Genomic DNA, 16,412 nt, shown 5'->3' with positions numbered 1-16,412 from the left:
GATGGCCATTGGCGAAATCATCAATCACGACGGCGCGCGCGGGAAGGGTTTTGCCGTGCGGCGCTGGCTGAACCTCGCCTTCCTCGCCTTGCCGGTCGTCGCGGGGCTTGGCGTGGCGCCGGCGCGGGCCGAGTATCCCGAAAAGTTCATCAAGATCGTGGTGCCGTTCGCGGCCGGTGGCGGGACCGACATCATCGCGCGAACGACAGCGCAGGAAATCCAGACGGACCTCGGCAAGTCCGTCATCATCGAGAACAAGCCGGGCGCCGGGACCATCATCGGAACCCAGACGGTGGCGACCAGCGAGCCCGATGGCTATTCGCTGCTGATGGCGACCTTCGCGCACGCGGTCAATCCGAGCCTGTACAACAAGCTGCCGTTCGATCCGCACAAGGATTTTGCGGCGGTGTCGCTGATCGCGCGATCCTTCAATATCGTCGTCGTCAACCCGGCCTCCAAAATCAACTCGATCGCCGATCTGATCACCGAGGCCAGGGCCAATCCGGGCAAGCTGAATTTCGGGACGTTCGGCACCGGCACCTCGGCCCATCTCGCCGGCGAGCTGTTCAACGCCATGGCGAAGGTCAAGATGACGGCGGTGCCCTACAAGGGCGCGGCGCCGGCGATCAGCGATCTCCTGGGCGGGCAGATCGACGTGATGTTCACAACCGTCGCCAGCGCAGCCTCGCTGGTGGCTGCGGGTCAGCTCCGGGCGCTCGCCGTCACATCCGCCGAACGTTCGGCCGCATTCCCGCAATTGCCTGCTGTCGCCGAGGCCGGGGTGCCCGGCTACGCCGCCGAGTCCTGGTACGGATTGTACGCGCCGGCCAAGACGCCCGCTCCGGTGATCACGCGCCTCAACCAGGCGGTCGCCAAGGCCGTTCAGTCCGGTGCATTCAAGCAGCTCGAGGCCAACGAAGGCCTCATCATGGTCGGCAGCGCGCCGGAAGAGCTCGACCGCTATGTCCGGCAGGAGGAGGACCGCTGGCGCAAGCTGGTCAAGGACGCGAACATCGAGGTGCAATAGCAGGCAGGCGCGCCGCCCATTCCCGGTCATTGATCTGAAACAACGATGACCTTCGGCGAAAGTGCTACGGTTGAGTCGCGATTCACGACGCAGGGGCCTGCCCAAGGGCCCAGAGACAGCGCGTGATGGAATCCGAGGGCTCAATGGGACGACTGCTGAATATCGTGACGCCACTGCATACTGCGACCAAGCGCGACTACATGGGCCGCATGAACGACGACAAGATCGGCTGCTCGCTGAAGGCGCGGGAATACGAGGCCGATTACTGGGACGGCGACCGCCGCTTCGGCTATGGCGGCTACCGCTTCATCGAAGGGCGCTGGGCTCCGGTCGCCAAGGCGCTGATCGAGACCTACGGCCTGAAGGACGGCTCGAGCGTGCTCGACGTCGGCTGCGGCAAGGGCTTTCTGCTGTACGAGATGCAGAAGATCCTGCCGGGGTTGAAGGTCACCGGCTTCGACATCTCGAAGCATGGTCTTGCGCATGCGCACGAGCAGGTGAGGCCGTATCTGTTCAACTATCGTGCCCAGGACGTCTATCCCTATGGCGACGACAGTTTCGATCTCGTCATCTCGCTCGGCACCCTGCACAATCTCAGGCTCTACGAGCTCGATGCGGCGCTCAAGGAGATCGAGCGGGTCGGCAAGAACAAATACGTCATGGTCGAGGGCTATCGGAACGTCGCCGAGCTGCACAACCTCGAATGCTGGGCGCTGACGGCGGAGTCCATCCTGCACACCTCGGAATGGATCTGGCTGTACGAAAAGCTCGGCTACACCGGCGACTACGAATTCATCTATTTCGAGTGAGCGGGCGCGCCTCATGGATATCAAGACTGCAAAGGCTGCGATTCTGGTCGAATCGGGCAAGCCGCTGATCGTCGACGAGTTCACCCTGCCTGATACGCTCGAGCACGGCCAGGTGCTTGCGCATGTGCACACCTCGAGCATCTGCGGCGCACAGATCAACGAGATCGACGCCGTCAAGGGCGTCGACAAGTTCCTGCCGCATCTGTTGGGACACGAAGCGCTCGCGACCATCGTCGAGACCGGGCCCGGCGTCGTGTCCTGCAAAGAGGGCGACACCGTCGTCATGCATTGGCGGCCGGGCAAGGGCATCCAGTCCAACACGCCGGTCTATTCCTGGCGCGGCAAGCGCCTCAATGCGGGCTGGGTCACCACCTTCAACGAATATGCCGTGGTGTCGGAGAATCGCGTCACGCCCGTGCCGGCCTCGATCGACCGCACCAGCGCGCCGCTGCTCGGCTGCGCGGTGACGACCGCGCTCGGCGTCGTCAACAATGATGCGCAAATTGCCATCGGCGAAGCCGTGGTCGTGTTCGGCGTCGGCGGTGTCGGCCTGAACATCGTGCAGTTCGCCGCGATGGTCGGCGCCTATCCGGTCGTCGCGATCGACCGCCTCGACAACAAGCTGGAGATGGCGCGGCAGTTCGGCGCGACCCACACCATCAACTCCGATGCGGTGGAGGACGTCGCCGCCGCGGTTCGCGCCATCACGGGGGCTGACGGACCCGACAAGGTCGTCGAGACCACCGGCGTCAGGCATTTGATCGAGCTCGCCTACGAGGTCACCGCCAGGAAAGGGCGCTGCATCCTCGTCGGCGTCCCCCGCGAGAAGGTCGAGATCTACACGCTGCCCCTGCACTTCGAGAAGGTGCTGAAGGGCTCGGAAGGCGGGCAATGCCAGCCGGCGCGCGATATCCCGCGTCTCGTCCGCCTCGACGAGGCCGGCAAGGTCAGTTACCGCGGCATCGTCACCCACGAGTTCGCGCTCGACGACGTCAATGACGCGCTGGATCTGATGCGCAGCGGCGAGTCGGGGCGAATCCTGTTGAACATCGCTTAAGCACTGCGGCCGCTACTTTGCATCGGCAATCATCCCATGCGCAGGCTCCCGCCTGCGCATGGGATTCAGCGCAGCCCCTGTTGGTCGATCAGAATGCGGTGGATCTCGATCCGCTCCGGCAGCTCGATCAGGAATTCCGGGTCGCGTGCGAGATGGTGGACCTTGGCCGGCTCCCCCTTGGTGAACGCCGTCATCGCCGCGACGTCCGCCCAGTACGAGACGGTCGTGAACCATGTTTCCTGGTCGCGGTCCTCGCGCAACTGCTGCACGCCCAGGGCTGTCTCCAGCAGCGGAGGAATCCCTTCGGCCTGCAGATAAGCCTGGTAGGCGTCGGCAATATCGCGGCGGGTTCGGCCGCGCCAGATGCGTGCAATAGTCGGCTTGGTCGGCATGTCAGCTCCATTCGGGGTGCTGGAACGCGGGAGGGCAATCGGAGTGGCCGGCGCCGCAGAGTAGTGGACGCAGCGAGTCCACGCGCGAGGCGCGCCTCTTGCAGTCAACGGCCCGCGCCAATTCCATTTTCACGACCACACTCAATGCCTCACTGCGAAAACGGTTCGGTTACGCCCGGTGCAGTGTTTCGTCGCAGCCTCGAAGGTGTCGACGCGAGATGGGTCATCGCGCGCCGGCTCGGAAGGAACTTCCGATTTTTCCCGGCGTTGAACCGGCGGCTCGCAGAAGGAGCGGGTCCGCACGATGAAGAACCTTTCCAACGTCGCATTTCCTCCCGAGGTGATCGAATTGATGACCGCCGCACTGGAAGCTGCGGTTGCGACCCTGCCGGAGCCCGTGCATTCCGCGCATGTCACTGCACTCGCCGAGTCGATCCTGCGCACGGCGGGCTCGGGTGAACGCGACCCCGCCACCCTGCAGAGGATCGCCCTGATGGAGTTGCAATTGGCGCCGCGCCATTGATGAGGCCGACATGAAGATCGCAGCTGCCGTGATCGTTGCACTCTGTGCGGCATCGTCCGTCGCCCGGGCAGAGAGCTGGACCACCTACCGGATCGCGGAATCCGGCACGGCGGTCGACATTCCAGTTTCGATTTTCAGCGAGCCGGCCGGGAAGCCTGACGGATACGGCGAGCGGTTTCGCGCGTCGGACGGCCGCGCCGATCTGACGGTGCAGGCCGTTCCCGACCAGGGCCTCTCGCCGGCCGAGTTCCTGGCCAGGAAGAATCCACCGCCCGGCATCATCTATAAACGGATCACGCCCGGGTTCTTCGTGGTCTCCAGCGTCAAGCGCGACGCGATCTGGTATGACCGCTGCAACTTCTCACGGGGCTACGTTCACTGCGTGCTGATCCACTATCCCGCCGCGGAGAAGCGGCAATGGGACCGCATCGTGACGCGCATCAGCCACAGCCTGAGCGGCGGCTGAACCGGGCGCGGGCGTTACCACGGCGTTTACCAATCATCGCAAGCAAATCGTAGCGGTGTCCTGGTATAGGGCGAGCGACCGGATGGAAATCATGCCGCTGCTCTACGTCCCGACCATCTACGTGCTGATGCTGTCAGTCATGGTGCTGCTCGGCGGGCTGACGTTTTTCGCGTGGCTGCAAAATCGCGCGGTCCGCGCGCTTGCCTGGTGGGGCGGCGCCGTCCTGGTGATGGCGGCCGCGCTTGGCCTGCTCTGCCTGCGCGGGGTGATCCCGGACGTCTATTCGGTCGATCTCGCCTATGTGGTTCTGTTCACCGCCTGTGCGCTGATGCTGGAGGGGGCGCGCTGCTTCGAAGGCAGGCGGGCGAGCCCCGTCGTCCTGCTGGCAGGCGCAGTGACGTGGATCGCGGCCTGCCAGGTCCCGGCGCTGTACGAGTCCGCCACGGCCCGCATGATCATCGTCTCGGCCGCCATGGGCCTCTATTCGCTCGGCTGCGCCTACGTGCTGTGGACCGGTCGCGCCGAGCCGCTGCTGTCGCGCTGGCCGCTGATCGTGCTCACCGCGCTCGGCGGCGGCCTGTTTCTCGTGCGCATTCCGCTCGCCGTGATGCACCCGCTCGCAGCAGCGCCGGTCACCAGCTTCGATGCGCTGCAGTCATTCTGGTTCGCGATCGTGAGCACGTTCACCCTGCTCTTCGTCATCGCCATCAACTATCTGTTTCTCGCGCTCACCAAGGAGCGCAGTGAGCTCATGCACAAGCGCGCCTCGATGACCGACGCGCTGACCGGCCTCGCCAACCGCCGCGCCTTCCTGGACTTCGCCGCGCAGCGTCTGAAGGCGCCCGCGAACGAAACGGTCGCGTTCCTCCTGTTCGATCTCGACCTGTTCAAATCGATCAACGACAGCCATGGCCATGCGATGGGCGACCGCGTGCTGCGGTTGTTCGCGCAGACGCTGTCCGCCAATCTGCCGAAGGGCAGCTTCGCCGGCCGGCTTGGCGGCGAGGAGTTCGCCGCGATCGTCAGCGGGCCGGACCGGCAGGCGGTGATTGCGGCGGCCGAGCACGTCCGCGAGAGTTTTGCGACGGCGGCGCGGGTCGTGGACGGCATCCCGATCGCAGCCACGGTCAGCGTCGGCCTGGCCCATGCGGACAGCGAGCCCGCCGGCATCGAAGCGCTCTGCGAGCGCGCCGACAAGGCGCTCTACACGGCCAAGGCGCTCGGCCGCAACCGCGTCGCGACCGCCGTGGACGAACACGTTCCGCTCGTGCCCGATGCTCCGGCCAGCCATCTGGTCGCGGCTTCCGAACACGCCCGGCGCGCAACGAAGCGGGCGGCAGCCTGACCGCCTCAGAGACCAACTCAGCCGCCAATCGCGCCTTTATTCGCGCCGGCATCGCGCGACCACGGATGTCACTCAATAGCGCGGCCGGGGCAGTTGCTCAGCTTTCGGCCGCGCTCACCTGCCGACTCTGACCCACTCTTGCGCCTTCTTCCGCCATTCCCCGTCGAAGCGGGTGGGGAGATCTCTGGCTGCGTCCGGTGAGAGAAGTTGGTCGATGGCGGATGTCCGGACCTCGTCGATCTCGGGAATGTCGGTGTATCCGAGGTTGGCGAGCCGCTTGCCGAAAGGCGGATGCGTCGAATCCGGATCGTCCTCACGATCCAGACCAGCGACGGCGGCAACGATCATCGGCTCGTGCGCTCTGATGTCCTCGAGCTGCTTGATGATCCGCTCGAGGGGTGGGCGGGGCGCGTTGATTGCGCCCAGAATCTCTTTCTCCAGAGGCGTGAACACGAGATCGGCAAGACGTGTTCTGCAGGCATTCGTCATGACCAGGGCACGCGCCATCTCGGCCCGCCCGACTTGCTCGGCTGCACCGCGATCGGCGCCAAGCTCGTTCTCCCGCCTCAACGCGCGATATTCCTTGTCGAGCCATTCGAGCATGGAATGGAGGAGGGCCAGGGCTATGCGCCCGGTTATCGTTCGATCTGGATCGGCGTAGAAAAGCATGTTCTCCGAAGCGGAGATGAAGTCCTGGAGGTTCGCGCCTCCCGAAGTGTGTCGAAGCTGCGCATGTGCGACCTCATGGGCGATGATGGCACGAATCGCACGCTCGTCGAGAATGATCAGAAGTGGCAGGCCGATGGTCATCGTAACGTGTGGCCTGAACAGTCCGGCGTATCGGTTCACTTCCTCGATCGAGGCATTGAAATCGGTGTCGATCAGCAGGGTGCGCCGTGATCGCACAAAGCCGGGATCGAGCTCTTTCCACATTGCCCAAAGGCCCGGGGCGATCTCCTCGTTCGCCTCGAAACTCTGATGCTTTCGCGAAGGCAGGAGCAGGAGGCCGATCATGAGCGCTGCCGCTACCGTGAATATGGAGAACACGAGCGGTACCGTGGCCAGTGCCGTGATCGTGTACCGATCCATGATCATCAGCCAGATGGCGAGGATCGCACAGGCCAGTGCCACCACCGGGAGAACTGCGTAGCGACCGAGCCGCAGGATGATGTTCAGTACGGGGCGTCTCATCCGTATCTTGAGGACGAATCGAGGCGGATCATGCCTTGTCACAAGCGCTGTTGATCTGCCTCATCATTGTCAAGGTGGTGGCTGAAGTCAACGTCACCCTCAGGTCGTGCAGCGACAGCCTATCTCACCGCCACCCCAGCGCCGGCGCGACATGCTTCAAGATCGCCTCGATCGCATGCGCGCAGTAGTCCACGCCCAATTGGTTCGGGATCGTCAGCAGCAGCGTATCCGCCTCGGCAATGGCCTCGTCCTGTCGCAGCTGCTCGATCAGCACATCCGGCTCGGCCGCATAACTCCGTCCGAAGATCGCGCGCGTGCGCGGGTCGATGAAGCCGATCTGGTCCTCGCCTCCGCGCTCCCCGCCGAAATAAGCGCGGTCCCGATCGTCCATCAGCGCAAAAATGCTGCGGCTGACGGACACGCGGGGCTCGCGGCTGTGGCCGGCCTCCTTCCAGGCGGCGCGATAGGCGCGGATTTGCGCGGCCTGCTGCACGTGAAAGGCTTCGCCGGTCTCGTCGCTCTTCAGCGTCGAGCTCTGCAGGTTCATGCCGAGCTTCGCCGCCCACACCGCGGTCGCGTTCGAGCCGGCGCCCCACCAGATCCGTTCGCGCAGGCCCGGCGCATGCGGCTCGATGCGCAACAGTCCCGGCGGATTGGGAAACATCGGCTGCGGATTGGGCTCGGCAAAGCCTTCGCCGCGCAAGAGGTCGAGAAAGACCTCGGCATGGCGCCGGCCCATGTCGGCATCGCTCGCGCCCTCGGCCGGCCGGTAGCCGAAATAGCGCCAGCCGTCGATCACCTGCTCGGGCGAGCCGCGGCTGATGCCGAGCTGCAGCCTGCCGCCGGCGATGAGGTCGGCGCTGCCGGCGTCCTCCACCATGTAGAGCGGGTTCTCGTAGCGCATGTCGATCACGGCCGTGCCGATCTCGATCCTGCTCGTCCTCGCACCGACGGCCGCGAGCAGCGGAAAGGGCGAGGCCAGCTGCCGCGCGAAATGATGGACGCGGAAATAGGCGCCGTCAGCACCGAGCTGTTCGGCCGCAACCGCAAGCTCGATCGATTGCAGCAGCGTGTCGCTGGCAGAGCGGGTCTGCGATTGCGACGAGGGCGTCCAGTGCCCGAAGGAGAGGAATCCGATCTTTTTCATGAAGACAAGCTAAGCATGATCGCAAATGTTTGCGATAGGTCGTCTGGAGGAAAGTTGGGCAACGTGGAAAGGCGTACACTCGCAAGTGCTGCTCTTTGGGGAAGCAGACCTAAGCAGACGACGCCGCCATTTCGCATTCTGCCCACAAAGCGGGCGTGACAATATTGTAACCGCGCCCGGCGGTCACAATAGCTCGACTGTAACTCCTATCGGCAGCGGCATTCTGCGTCAGTGTCAGCACGCCCTGAAGGTGGGGCGGCACCCACGCCGCCATGAATAGCGGCTGTCACAACGGTTGCACCTCCATAGAAAGCCGTTGTTACAAATAGTCCTGGTGACGCAGTAGTTCTTGTATGCCGCAGGCGATTGCGCCGAGGCAGAGACAATGCTGAGCGCAAGTGCTCCGACACTCATCGTCGCCGCGAGGGCGACGAGAGCAAATGATTTCGCCAAAGTCGTCATGGTCCGCAACTCCCTGAAGCCCGTACCGTCGTCGCCCCGGCCCACGTCCGCGCCCTGGCGAACAACCCAAGGTTATACACCATGACACATTCCCTGGTTGCGCGACAATGGCTTCAAGGTGCCGGGACGACGGTCCTTGCGCCATTGCGTCAACGTGCTGCAGGACCATGGCCGGTCGCCGAAGTCTCGAACTGCGACTATCGCGACACCACGCCGCTGGTGTTTTTCTCAAGCCGGTATCATCGAGGGGCAGGGGTGCCGGTGGACCGGTGAGGGGCGCGAGTAAAAGCGGCGAACATTTCGGTATTCTGTCAGCTCCGGGAGGAGTTCGCGGGTGCGGGCTTTGCGTGGAGCGGCGTATCGTCGGGGCCAGTGGCGTGCTTGGGATCGTCGGCGGCGCGCCATTGCCTCGGCGTCATTCCGGTCCAGCGCTTGAAGGCGTGGGTGAACGCGCTGACTTCTCCGTAGCCGAGCAGCCAGGCGGTCTGCGAAATGGGCAGCTCATCGTTCTTCAGATAGCTCTTGGCAAGGTCGATCTTCATCTCGTCAAGGATGCCACTGAAGGTCAGTCCCTCCAGAGCGAGGCGCCGCACCAGCGTGCGATGGCTCATCCCCAGGCGGCGGGCGATCTCTTCGACCCGTGCCTCACGATGCGGGAGCAATGGGGCGATTGCATTCTCGACGCTCGATCTGAGCGGGACTCCGCCGGATTTCCGGTGTGCGAGCGCCTGCTCGCAATACGTCACCAGCAAATCGTTCAGATAGTGGTCAGCACTTTCGATCGGCATCGGCCCCACGGATACCGGGAAAGCGATCTCGTCGACATCGGAACCGAACTCGATTTCGCACCCCAGGAACGACCTGACCTCTGCGGGCGTCGTTCGACGGCGATGTACCATTTTGAGTCGGCTCGGGATCAGGCGGCGATTGGTCAGGGTGCGGTTCATGCGAATGATTGAGGTCAGCCAGAATTCGATCTGGTGCTGGTCCGAGCGCCGTTCCACACCGACATATTTCAACGTGATCGTCATCTCCTTCGCGGCGAATCGCAGCGAAATCCCCTCGTTGGCGAGACGGCAATAGCGCTCGGCCTTTGCCAAGGCTTCGGCGATCGTCCCGGAAGATGCTGCCACGTAATAGAGCAGGCCAATTTCACGAAGGTCGAAGTCTCGTGCCAGGTGGAAGCCGAGGTTGTCGTCCTGCAACGCCTCGGCCCCAAGTTCCAGAAACCTGATCTGGCTCTCGGCGCTCAGGCGCGCCTTGCGATCCTCGATCTGCTTGACGGTCAATCCGGCCCTGGACAGCAGACTGTCCGCCTCGATGCCGGCGTCCTGCAGGCGTGCCCATACCAGGCGGGCGATTCCGCCGGTCGCACTGGGCATTGTTTCAAAATGGGGCGAATGGGCAGCCGGCACACCGAACCCTTTCGTCGTTGCCGCTGCGGGCCTCGCTCTTTGGGCTCGCCGATCGCGATGGCGGCATGAAAAATCAACTTATTGGCTCACGATAACAAGAAACCGGGGGGCGTGTGACTTAAATCGCTCGTCTGCCCCCAGACTGGTCTTGCGTTCTCGGGGCAGCCCTTTCCCCGAAAGCTACGATGGCCTTGATGTCCAGCAGTGACGGCGCCGCGCCGCCCATAAACGTGAAGATTTTACGAGGTTACGGGACGTTGCTCGGAATTCCTCATATCGCCCATGGCTCCCGGACGGTTGCGCTCGAGCGGGTCGGGGATTGCGAGATCAGCATGTTCGAAGCCCTTGCGGCGGGCTTGCCCGACAGCCCGTTGTTCTGGATAGAGCTGTTCGACCTCAGCGTTCATTCCTCGCTCGACAGTCGCGGCTGCCACAACATGCGCGATGCAGTCGCCGCGTTCGAGGACTTTGCTTCGCAAGCGAGCCGTTTGGCGGAAACGCCGCTTTGTGCAGACAGCGAAACGGTTGGCTGACAATCGCCGCGCAGACCGCCAGCTCCCGGCAAAGCCGTGCAGCTGATTTGCCTCAGGCGTACGCCACCCAGCCGCGGAACGTGAAGCCGGCGTAGAATAGGGTTGGGTCGGTAAAACCGGCGTCGCGCAAAATCGCTTCGTCTCGTGCGGGCGACAGAATGCTCAATTGCCCGTCGACCGCTTGACGTGCGGCCGCCGCCTTGTCGGGTTCGAGTCCGGATGCCGCCAGGAACGCGGAATAGCGCGAGAGCCAGCGCGGCCGCTCATCATCGCCGTCGGGAATGCTGAAATGAGCCGCCACGAATGCCGCACCAGGCTTGAGGCGGCGGTGGATTTCCGAGGCGATGCGACGCCGTTCCTCGACATCGACGAAGTGCAAAGTCAGCAGGCACGTCGCCCCGTCGAACGGTCCCTCCGGCGCATCGTCGATATAGCCTTGATGCAGATGTGCGCGCGAGGCAAGCGGGCCCAGCGTCTGCTTCGCGAGATCGAGCATTGCACCGGACGGGTCCACGCCGTCGAAGCTCCAGCGCGGCTGTGCCTGTGCAAAGGCCTTCAACTCCAGGCCGCCGCCGGCGCCGAGGACGAGGATTCGCGCATCGTCGCGCGCGCGCTCCCCCAGGAGGATCGCCGCCATCGACAGCATGGAATTGTAGCCGGGAACGAACCGCGGCGGTCCTTCGGTGTATTTCGCCACCATTTGCGGATCGGCGAACGCGCTTTGAATGTCGGTCACGAGGTTGTCCTGCTGATTGGCGCCGATCACGCGTGATGCGCGCTCATGCTCTGATGCCTTCGGGACCCGAGGCGCTTGCGGAGATCGTTGGCCAGCCTCGCCAGCGTCACCTCGCCGAGGCGCGCCAGCAGCAACGCCTCTGCATCCTGAAAAGCCTGGTCGAGGGCGGCATTGACGGCCTGCTCGACGAGACAGTCCGGCGCCTCCGTCCGGTTGCCGATGGCCAGAAGCGAGGGACTGCCGAGCGCGGTGTAGACGTCGCGCAGCGTCACCTTCGAGAGGTCGCAAGCAAGCGTCCAGCCGCCGCCATGTCCTTTCTCGGAGCGGACGTAACCGAGCTCGCGCAGGCCCGCCATGATGCGACGGATCACGACGGGGTTGGTGTCCATCGCCTTCGCCAGCGTCTCGGACGTGAAGGGGCCAGGCTGCTGCGCCATGTGCAGCAGCACGTGGAGCACGCCGGATAATCGACTGTCGCGTTTCATGTAACTCCGTATGTTACATGATGGCGCCGAGGTCAAGCGGTTTGCGCGCGCTGATCGTGGAAGAAGGATTGGCTTCAGGCGCGGGTCGAGCGCGGCGTTGCTGTGCAAGGGATCGATTGCGACGTCCAATCGCCGATCTGCGGCGCCGGGTCTTGGTTCGGCGCATCTTGACGTGGAGTGAGGTCCTGGTGTCGATCGGAGAGGCAGTTCTTCGGTCAAGTCAGAACATTTTTTCGGGACATTCGCCGGTGATTTCGGCAAAGATTGCCGCTTGCGAAGGCCTCGGGATCATCGACCAGCTGTGGACCATAACCCTGACCACGAGCGGCAAGTCGCGGACGAACGTCGCAGCCTGTTGGGGCTCGCGGCGATGGCCCTCATCGTAGGAGCGGCGACTGGATGTGTCGGGGCGATCTTCCGGCTTTTACTCGTGCGTGCGGATGGTCTGCGCGATGCGATGATCGCCTGGGCCCATGGCCACGCGATCTGGGGATTCCTCACCGTCGTCGGCGCATGCGCCGTCGCAACCCTGGTTGCCGTGTGGATGGTGCGACAATTCTCGCCACACGCTTCGGGCAGCGGCATTCCGCATGTCGAAGCTGTCCTGCGTGAAGAGATCCCACCGGCTCCGTTTGGTCTGGTGCCGGTGAAATTCTTCGGCGGAATACTGGCGATCGGCTCCGGACTGGCGCTGGGCCGTGAGGGGCCGACCGTCCAGATGGGCGCCGGTATCGCGGTTTTCGCGGCGCGCGTCTGCCGGCTCCGTTGGGCGGATGCCCGGGTGCTGCTCGCGGCTGGCGCCGGCGCCGGCCTTGCAACGGCCTTCAATGCGCCGATTGCCGGGCTCGTGTTTGTGCTGGAGGAACTGGTGCAGAGGTTCGAGCACCGTGTTGCCGTCGCTGCCCTTGCCGCGCTGGCAACGGCGATCCCGGTCGCACGGCTGCTGCTCGGTGACGCGCCCGACTTCCAGGTCGCACCGCTGAGCTATCCCAGGGCTGAAACCGCCCCGCTGTTCCTGGCTCTGGGAGGCGTCGCGGGTCTGCTGGCCGTCGCCTACAATCGCACCCTGCTCGCGACCATCGCAATTCGCGACCGATTTGGACGGCTGCCGATCGAGCTCCGCGCCGGATTGATTGGCGCAAGTGTCGGCACATTGGCCTGGTTCTCGCCCGAACTGGTCGGTGGCGGAGATCAGATCACGCAGCGCGCATTGATCGGCCATGAGAATGTGGGGATCCTGGGGTTCGCGTTTCTGATCCGATTCGGGCTCGGCGCTCTCTCATACGCGGCCTGCACGCCCGGCGGGCTATTCGCACCCTTGCTCGTGCTGGGAGCCCAGTCCGGGCTGCTGTTCGGAGAGGCTTGCCGCCTTGCGTTCCCGGCGCTCCCGATCCAGCCGGAAGCATTTGCATTGGTGGGCATGGCCGCTCTCTTCACCGGCGTCGTGCGCGCGCCGGTGACCGGCATCGTTCTCGTCGCCGAAATGACCGGCAATGTGACGATGCTGCTGCCGATGCTGGGCGCCTGCTTCATGGCGATGCTGCTGCCCATGCTGCTGGGCAATGCACCGATCTACGATTCCCTGCGTGAGCATACGCTGCGCCTGGAGCGGCAGATCAGACAGCGATGAGATCGGTGTCATCCCCAACGGCGCCCGGTGCGCGCAACGTTTCGGGCGTCCGGCTTCTTCAATCGGAAATTCTGTTCGTGAGCCGCGTTTCGCGTCCGCATCGCAACAAATTCCACCTGGCGCCTCGATGTCAGCCGTGAGGGGTGAACCGGACGCCACTTTCGGAGCGAACGGGCCCGATTGACCCACAGCGGGCCCGATTACGAAGGGTAAAGCTGTCTAAATGCGATCTCGGAGATCGCGACCGCGTTGGTAACGCCGGTAGCTTCAATCTCAATGACTTTGCGAGCGACTATTTCGCAAATCGGATCGTTGCGATCCACCAGGTTAAGCTTGCGTAGCGTCCGGTTGAAGGCGAGTTCAAGAACGTGCCGCTGCTCTGGCGTCAAATTGATATTCGCAGAAATGAGCGGGTTGATTGGCAAGGCGCTGCTCCCTCTCCTAAAGATGGGGAAGCGCAACTGGCGACCTCATCACCGATAAATGACTCTCCTGGTTGACGGCTCAATCATTGAAACTTCGAGAGACATATGGAGTTTAACCGGCGAGGAGCACACCGTCGTATCAGGTGATACGGGTCTCGAACATAATCTGGAGTGCTATGGACCCCCATGAGACACTAATACGGAACTTGAAAGAGCATTCCCGGCTCCGGAGTGACGATATTGCGGAGATCTGCAATTTCTCGTTGGTGACCAAAGAGCTGTCGCCCGATCAGGACTTTATTCGTCAGGGAGACCAGCCGAAGCACGCGGTTCTGGTCGTGTCGGGAATGGTCGGCCGATATCACCTGCTGAAAGGAGGGCGTCGACAATACTTGTCCTTTCACATGTCGGGCGATCTGCCAGATGCACAGGGACTGTTCATCGAAAGAATGGACCATGCGCTTTGCTCAATCGGTCCTGCGCGCGTGGCCTTCATACCGCACAAACAAATATTGGGTGCCTTCGAACGACGCCCCTCGCTGGGTATCGCCATCTGGAGAGAAACTCTGCTGGACGCCGCGATCTTCCGGGAAGCAATCACGAACAACAGCGCGAGATCAAGGCCGACCCGAATGGCGCACTTGTTCTGCGAAGTATTCTATCGGGCACGCCTCTCCCAGCTCAACAAGGGGAACAGGTGCTCGATGCCATTGACGTTGCCCCAGCTTGGGGAGACGCTCGCCATGGCAATCGCGTCGGTCAACCGCGCGCTTCACCAGTTGCGTTCGTCTGGTAGCATGGATTTCCGCGAGGGCGAGTTGATTGTTCTGAACTGGCGCGAGCTCCAACGGCTTGGTGAATTCAATCCAGATTACTTGCATATGAAGAAGCCGCTAACAGGTTGAACCAGTTGCGGGCCAGCCCTCAGCGGAAGTCGCTACTTCGCACACGCGTAGTCCGGCGTCGCTGCTGTTGATCTAAGTCAATTATCACCCATCCTTCGGCCTCACACTACTACGGTCGTCCTCTCCCTCCTGATCCTTCAGAACGCCTCCTGAAGGCTCGGCGACCAAAGTGAGAGATTGCTCATGATAACGATCCCGGAACTGACGTCCCAGGCGCTCGGTGCGTTCCTGATCTCGGAGACAAGAGGTCGCTTCGGCTCGTCCCACGCCAGCTTGCCGGAATTGCTCCCCTATGCAGCAAAGCTGGCCCTGGAATGTATTGGTAACAGCGATGCACTCTACCACAATGTCGAGCACACCTTGTTGGTCACGCTGGTGGGGCACGACATCCTGATCGGGCGCTCCCTTCTTAGGCCAACGACGGCCAGCGACTATGCTCACTTCATCCTGGCGTGCCTGCTTCACGACATTGGCTACGTTCGGGGAATAGTTCACGGAGACCAGGATGGTGCCTATGTGGTTGATGGTACCGGCCGAACGGTCGAGTTGCCGATCGGCTCCTCCGATGCAGCGCTTGCGCCCTATCATGTCGACCGCTCAAAATTATTCGCCGTGGAGCGTCTTGACCCAGTTGACGAAATTGACGCTGCTCGCGTTGCCCAAGCCATCGAATACACTCGTTTTCCTTATGCAGACGCATCAGCGAACGAACTCAAGGATGATCTTGACGAAGAGGAAGGTTTGTTGCTTCGCGCCGCCGACCTGATCGGTCAGCTCGGCGATCCGAACTACATGAAGAAATCAAATGCGCTGTTCTACGAGTTCGAGGAGATAGGACTCAACAAATCGCTCGGATACACCACGCCCGCGGACGTGGTGTACAAATATCCTCAGTTCTACTGGACCAAGGTCGCACCGCACGTCCAAATTGCCATCCGCTATTTGAATGTAACCTCGAGCGGAAGACAATGGATCAGCAGTCTCTATGGCAATGTCCTTCGCGCCGAACGAGAGGTCGGACTTTCTGGTCCGGAGCTGTAGGCGTTCCAATACTGTGATTTCGGATTGATCCCGATCAATCCTCCGACGCTCGGAACTGAGGATAGCTGACATGGCCGGTGGCTCCAGTCGCGTCCCGGTGTCTGACGCGTCTGCTCGTGCCCGAATGCGAGGTTCGGGCGACGTCCTCAGTTGTCGGCTCATCGGGTAGACCGGAAGCAACCGGCCGACCTTGCAAACGGCGCTCATGACCCTGAACGGACCTCGACGCTCGATTAGACAGGCCCCGCCGCGCCACTAACCTCAAGCCCAACGGTGTCGTCAACCGGACGGAACCATCGGCACCGCAGAGCAATTTAACCCCCAGTGGCCCCTCTTGATTTGAGAATGCAAAGATGAGGAGGACAACATGCCGAACGGGTATTGGATCGGGCGCATCGATGTGATCAAACCCGAATACACCAAAGCTTACGGCCCCGCCCTCGCGGCGGTGCTCCGCAAGTACGACGCGAAGTTCCGGGTGCGCGGCGGCACCTTCGAGGCGGTGGAGGGCAAGGCGCGCGACCGCAACATCGTGATCGAGTTCAAGGACTACGAAACCGCGCTCGCCTGCTACCACTCACCTGAATACACCAAGGCGAGGGCACTGCGCGCGGACGCCGTGGACATCGATATCATCGTGATCGAAGGCTACGACGGCCCGCAGCCCACGGATTGAGCCCCGCTTTGGCGGCGCGCACCACGCAGCTGAATTTTGCCTCGATAAAGGAGCCGCAAAGGCGCTTCCGCCAAGAGCCGTCAGGGCCGAGCGTAATGACGATGGTGAAGCAGGCCGTTGCGAAGACGAGAACGTCAGAGATCTCGA

Annotated in this window: 18 protein-coding genes; 11 read left to right on the top strand and 7 right to left on the bottom strand. The window is 62.8% G+C overall.

Annotated elements, in window-relative coordinates; genetic code table 11:
- Window position 1 precedes the first annotated feature (1 nt).
- The 3 genes from QA649_RS40930 to QA649_RS40920 all read left to right on the top strand — a co-directional run bounded on the left by QA649_RS40930 (window position 2) and on the right by QA649_RS40920 (window position 2,893).
- A complete protein-coding gene (locus QA649_RS40930) occupies window positions 2–1,027 on the top strand; it encodes a tripartite tricarboxylate transporter substrate binding protein (RefSeq protein ID WP_283022107.1) in 1,026 nt (341 codons plus the stop codon).
- A gap of 143 nt (window positions 1,028–1,170) precedes the next feature.
- The gene (locus QA649_RS40925) at window positions 1,171–1,836 is read left to right on the top strand and encodes a class I SAM-dependent methyltransferase (RefSeq protein WP_026312578.1); all 666 of its coding nucleotides are present in this window, start codon (window positions 1,171–1,173) and stop codon (window positions 1,834–1,836) included.
- 13 nt (window positions 1,837–1,849) lie between these two features.
- The gene (locus tag QA649_RS40920; protein WP_283022106.1) at window positions 1,850–2,893 is read left to right on the top strand and encodes a zinc-binding dehydrogenase; all 1,044 of its coding nucleotides are present in this window, start codon (window positions 1,850–1,852) and stop codon (window positions 2,891–2,893) included.
- Between the two features lie 65 nt (window positions 2,894–2,958).
- On the opposite strand, the gene QA649_RS40915 is transcribed toward QA649_RS40920, so the two are convergent.
- Window positions 2,959–3,285 carry a hypothetical protein gene (locus tag QA649_RS40915; protein WP_283022105.1) on the bottom strand — a complete coding sequence of 109 codons (327 nt, stop codon included), beginning with the start codon at window positions 3,283–3,285 and terminating at the stop codon, window positions 2,959–2,961.
- Between the two features lie 304 nt (window positions 3,286–3,589).
- On the opposite strand from QA649_RS40915, the gene QA649_RS40910 reads away from it, so the two are divergent.
- From QA649_RS40910 to QA649_RS40900, 3 genes are all read left to right on the top strand, one after another.
- Complete coding sequence (locus QA649_RS40910) at window positions 3,590–3,808, top strand: hypothetical protein (RefSeq protein ID WP_283022104.1); 219 nt, start codon at window positions 3,590–3,592, stop codon at window positions 3,806–3,808.
- A 10-nt stretch (window positions 3,809–3,818) separates the two neighbouring features.
- The gene (locus QA649_RS40905) at window positions 3,819–4,274 is read left to right on the top strand and encodes a hypothetical protein (protein ID WP_283022103.1); all 456 of its coding nucleotides are present in this window, start codon (window positions 3,819–3,821) and stop codon (window positions 4,272–4,274) included.
- 82 nt (window positions 4,275–4,356) lie between these two features.
- A complete protein-coding gene (locus QA649_RS40900; protein ID WP_283022102.1) occupies window positions 4,357–5,619 on the top strand; it encodes a GGDEF domain-containing protein in 1,263 nt (420 codons plus the stop codon).
- A 114-nt stretch (window positions 5,620–5,733) separates the two neighbouring features.
- Here the strand turns inward: QA649_RS40900 and QA649_RS40895 are convergent, their stop codons facing one another.
- From QA649_RS40895 to QA649_RS40885, 3 genes are all read right to left on the bottom strand, one after another.
- Window positions 5,734–6,810: a M48 family metallopeptidase gene (locus QA649_RS40895; protein WP_283022101.1), complete on the bottom strand. Its 1,077-nt coding sequence runs from the start codon at window positions 6,808–6,810 to the stop codon at window positions 5,734–5,736.
- Between the two features lie 124 nt (window positions 6,811–6,934).
- Window positions 6,935–7,957, bottom strand: a complete 1,023-nt coding sequence (locus tag QA649_RS40890; RefSeq protein ID WP_283022100.1) for an LLM class flavin-dependent oxidoreductase — start codon at window positions 7,955–7,957, stop codon at window positions 6,935–6,937.
- 773 nt (window positions 7,958–8,730) lie between these two features.
- A complete protein-coding gene (locus QA649_RS40885; protein WP_283022099.1) occupies window positions 8,731–9,801 on the bottom strand; it encodes an AraC family transcriptional regulator in 1,071 nt (356 codons plus the stop codon).
- A gap of 227 nt (window positions 9,802–10,028) precedes the next feature.
- Between QA649_RS40885 and QA649_RS40880 the strand changes: the two genes are divergently transcribed.
- The gene (locus QA649_RS40880) at window positions 10,029–10,367 is read left to right on the top strand and encodes a hypothetical protein (protein WP_283022098.1); all 339 of its coding nucleotides are present in this window, start codon (window positions 10,029–10,031) and stop codon (window positions 10,365–10,367) included.
- Window positions 10,368–10,419: 52 nt separating this feature from the next.
- Here QA649_RS40880 and QA649_RS40875 read toward each other — a convergent pair whose 3' ends face one another.
- Both QA649_RS40875 and QA649_RS40870 read right to left on the bottom strand, forming a co-directional pair.
- Window positions 10,420–11,133, bottom strand: a complete 714-nt coding sequence (locus QA649_RS40875) for a class I SAM-dependent methyltransferase (protein WP_283022097.1) — start codon at window positions 11,131–11,133, stop codon at window positions 10,420–10,422.
- Window positions 11,130–11,588 carry an Rrf2 family transcriptional regulator gene (locus tag QA649_RS40870; protein WP_283022096.1) on the bottom strand — a complete coding sequence of 153 codons (459 nt, stop codon included), beginning with the start codon at window positions 11,586–11,588 and terminating at the stop codon, window positions 11,130–11,132. The genes QA649_RS40875 and QA649_RS40870 overlap by 4 nt, the downstream gene beginning before the upstream one ends.
- A 355-nt stretch (window positions 11,589–11,943) precedes the next feature.
- Here QA649_RS40870 and clcA point away from each other — a divergent pair, with 355 nt between their 5' ends.
- A complete protein-coding gene (clcA, locus tag QA649_RS40865; RefSeq protein ID WP_283022095.1) occupies window positions 11,944–13,218 on the top strand; it encodes a H(+)/Cl(-) exchange transporter ClcA in 1,275 nt (424 codons plus the stop codon).
- 200 nt (window positions 13,219–13,418) lie between these two features.
- On the opposite strand, the gene QA649_RS40860 is transcribed toward clcA, so the two are convergent.
- The gene (locus QA649_RS40860; RefSeq protein WP_035667676.1) at window positions 13,419–13,643 is read right to left on the bottom strand and encodes a hypothetical protein; all 225 of its coding nucleotides are present in this window, start codon (window positions 13,641–13,643) and stop codon (window positions 13,419–13,421) included.
- A gap of 176 nt (window positions 13,644–13,819) precedes the next feature.
- Here QA649_RS40860 and QA649_RS40855 point away from each other — a divergent pair, with 176 nt between their 5' ends.
- From QA649_RS40855 to QA649_RS40845, 3 genes are all read left to right on the top strand, one after another.
- The gene (locus QA649_RS40855; RefSeq protein ID WP_283022094.1) at window positions 13,820–14,548 is read left to right on the top strand and encodes a Crp/Fnr family transcriptional regulator; all 729 of its coding nucleotides are present in this window, start codon (window positions 13,820–13,822) and stop codon (window positions 14,546–14,548) included.
- A 183-nt stretch (window positions 14,549–14,731) separates the two neighbouring features.
- Window positions 14,732–15,589 carry an HD domain-containing protein gene (locus QA649_RS40850; RefSeq protein ID WP_283022093.1) on the top strand — a complete coding sequence of 286 codons (858 nt, stop codon included), beginning with the start codon at window positions 14,732–14,734 and terminating at the stop codon, window positions 15,587–15,589.
- 367 nt (window positions 15,590–15,956) lie between these two features.
- A complete protein-coding gene (locus tag QA649_RS40845) occupies window positions 15,957–16,265 on the top strand; it encodes a DUF1330 domain-containing protein (protein ID WP_283022092.1) in 309 nt (102 codons plus the stop codon).
- The last annotated feature ends 147 nt before the right edge of the window (window positions 16,266–16,412 follow it).

Origin of the sequence: Bradyrhizobium sp. CB1717 (genome assembly GCF_029714325.1) — a bacterium.
Classification (GTDB): domain Bacteria; phylum Pseudomonadota; class Alphaproteobacteria; order Rhizobiales; family Xanthobacteraceae; genus Bradyrhizobium.
This window is presented reverse-complemented; position numbering and strand designations above follow the sequence as displayed.

Coding starts and splice junctions, on each gene's coding strand:
- QA649_RS40930 (WP_283022107.1), top strand. CDS start 2: ATGGCCATTGGCGAAATCATCAATCACGACGGCGCGCGCGGGAAGGGT.
- QA649_RS40925 (WP_026312578.1), top strand. CDS start 1,171: ATGGGACGACTGCTGAATATCGTGACGCCACTGCATACTGCGACCAAG.
- QA649_RS40920 (WP_283022106.1), top strand. CDS start 1,850: ATGGATATCAAGACTGCAAAGGCTGCGATTCTGGTCGAATCGGGCAAG.
- QA649_RS40915 (WP_283022105.1), bottom strand. CDS start 3,285: ATGCCGACCAAGCCGACTATTGCACGCATCTGGCGCGGCCGAACCCGC.
- QA649_RS40910 (WP_283022104.1), top strand. CDS start 3,590: ATGAAGAACCTTTCCAACGTCGCATTTCCTCCCGAGGTGATCGAATTG.
- QA649_RS40905 (WP_283022103.1), top strand. CDS start 3,819: ATGAAGATCGCAGCTGCCGTGATCGTTGCACTCTGTGCGGCATCGTCC.
- QA649_RS40900 (WP_283022102.1), top strand. CDS start 4,357: ATGGAAATCATGCCGCTGCTCTACGTCCCGACCATCTACGTGCTGATG.
- QA649_RS40895 (WP_283022101.1), bottom strand. CDS start 6,810: ATGAGACGCCCCGTACTGAACATCATCCTGCGGCTCGGTCGCTACGCA.
- QA649_RS40890 (WP_283022100.1), bottom strand. CDS start 7,957: ATGAAAAAGATCGGATTCCTCTCCTTCGGGCACTGGACGCCCTCGTCG.
- QA649_RS40885 (WP_283022099.1), bottom strand. CDS start 9,801: ATGCCCAGTGCGACCGGCGGAATCGCCCGCCTGGTATGGGCACGCCTG.
- QA649_RS40880 (WP_283022098.1), top strand. CDS start 10,029: ATGTCCAGCAGTGACGGCGCCGCGCCGCCCATAAACGTGAAGATTTTA.
- QA649_RS40870 (WP_283022096.1), bottom strand. CDS start 11,588: ATGAAACGCGACAGTCGATTATCCGGCGTGCTCCACGTGCTGCTGCAC.
- QA649_RS40855 (WP_283022094.1), top strand. CDS start 13,820: ATGGACCCCCATGAGACACTAATACGGAACTTGAAAGAGCATTCCCGG.
- QA649_RS40850 (WP_283022093.1), top strand. CDS start 14,732: ATGATAACGATCCCGGAACTGACGTCCCAGGCGCTCGGTGCGTTCCTG.
- QA649_RS40845 (WP_283022092.1), top strand. CDS start 15,957: ATGCCGAACGGGTATTGGATCGGGCGCATCGATGTGATCAAACCCGAA.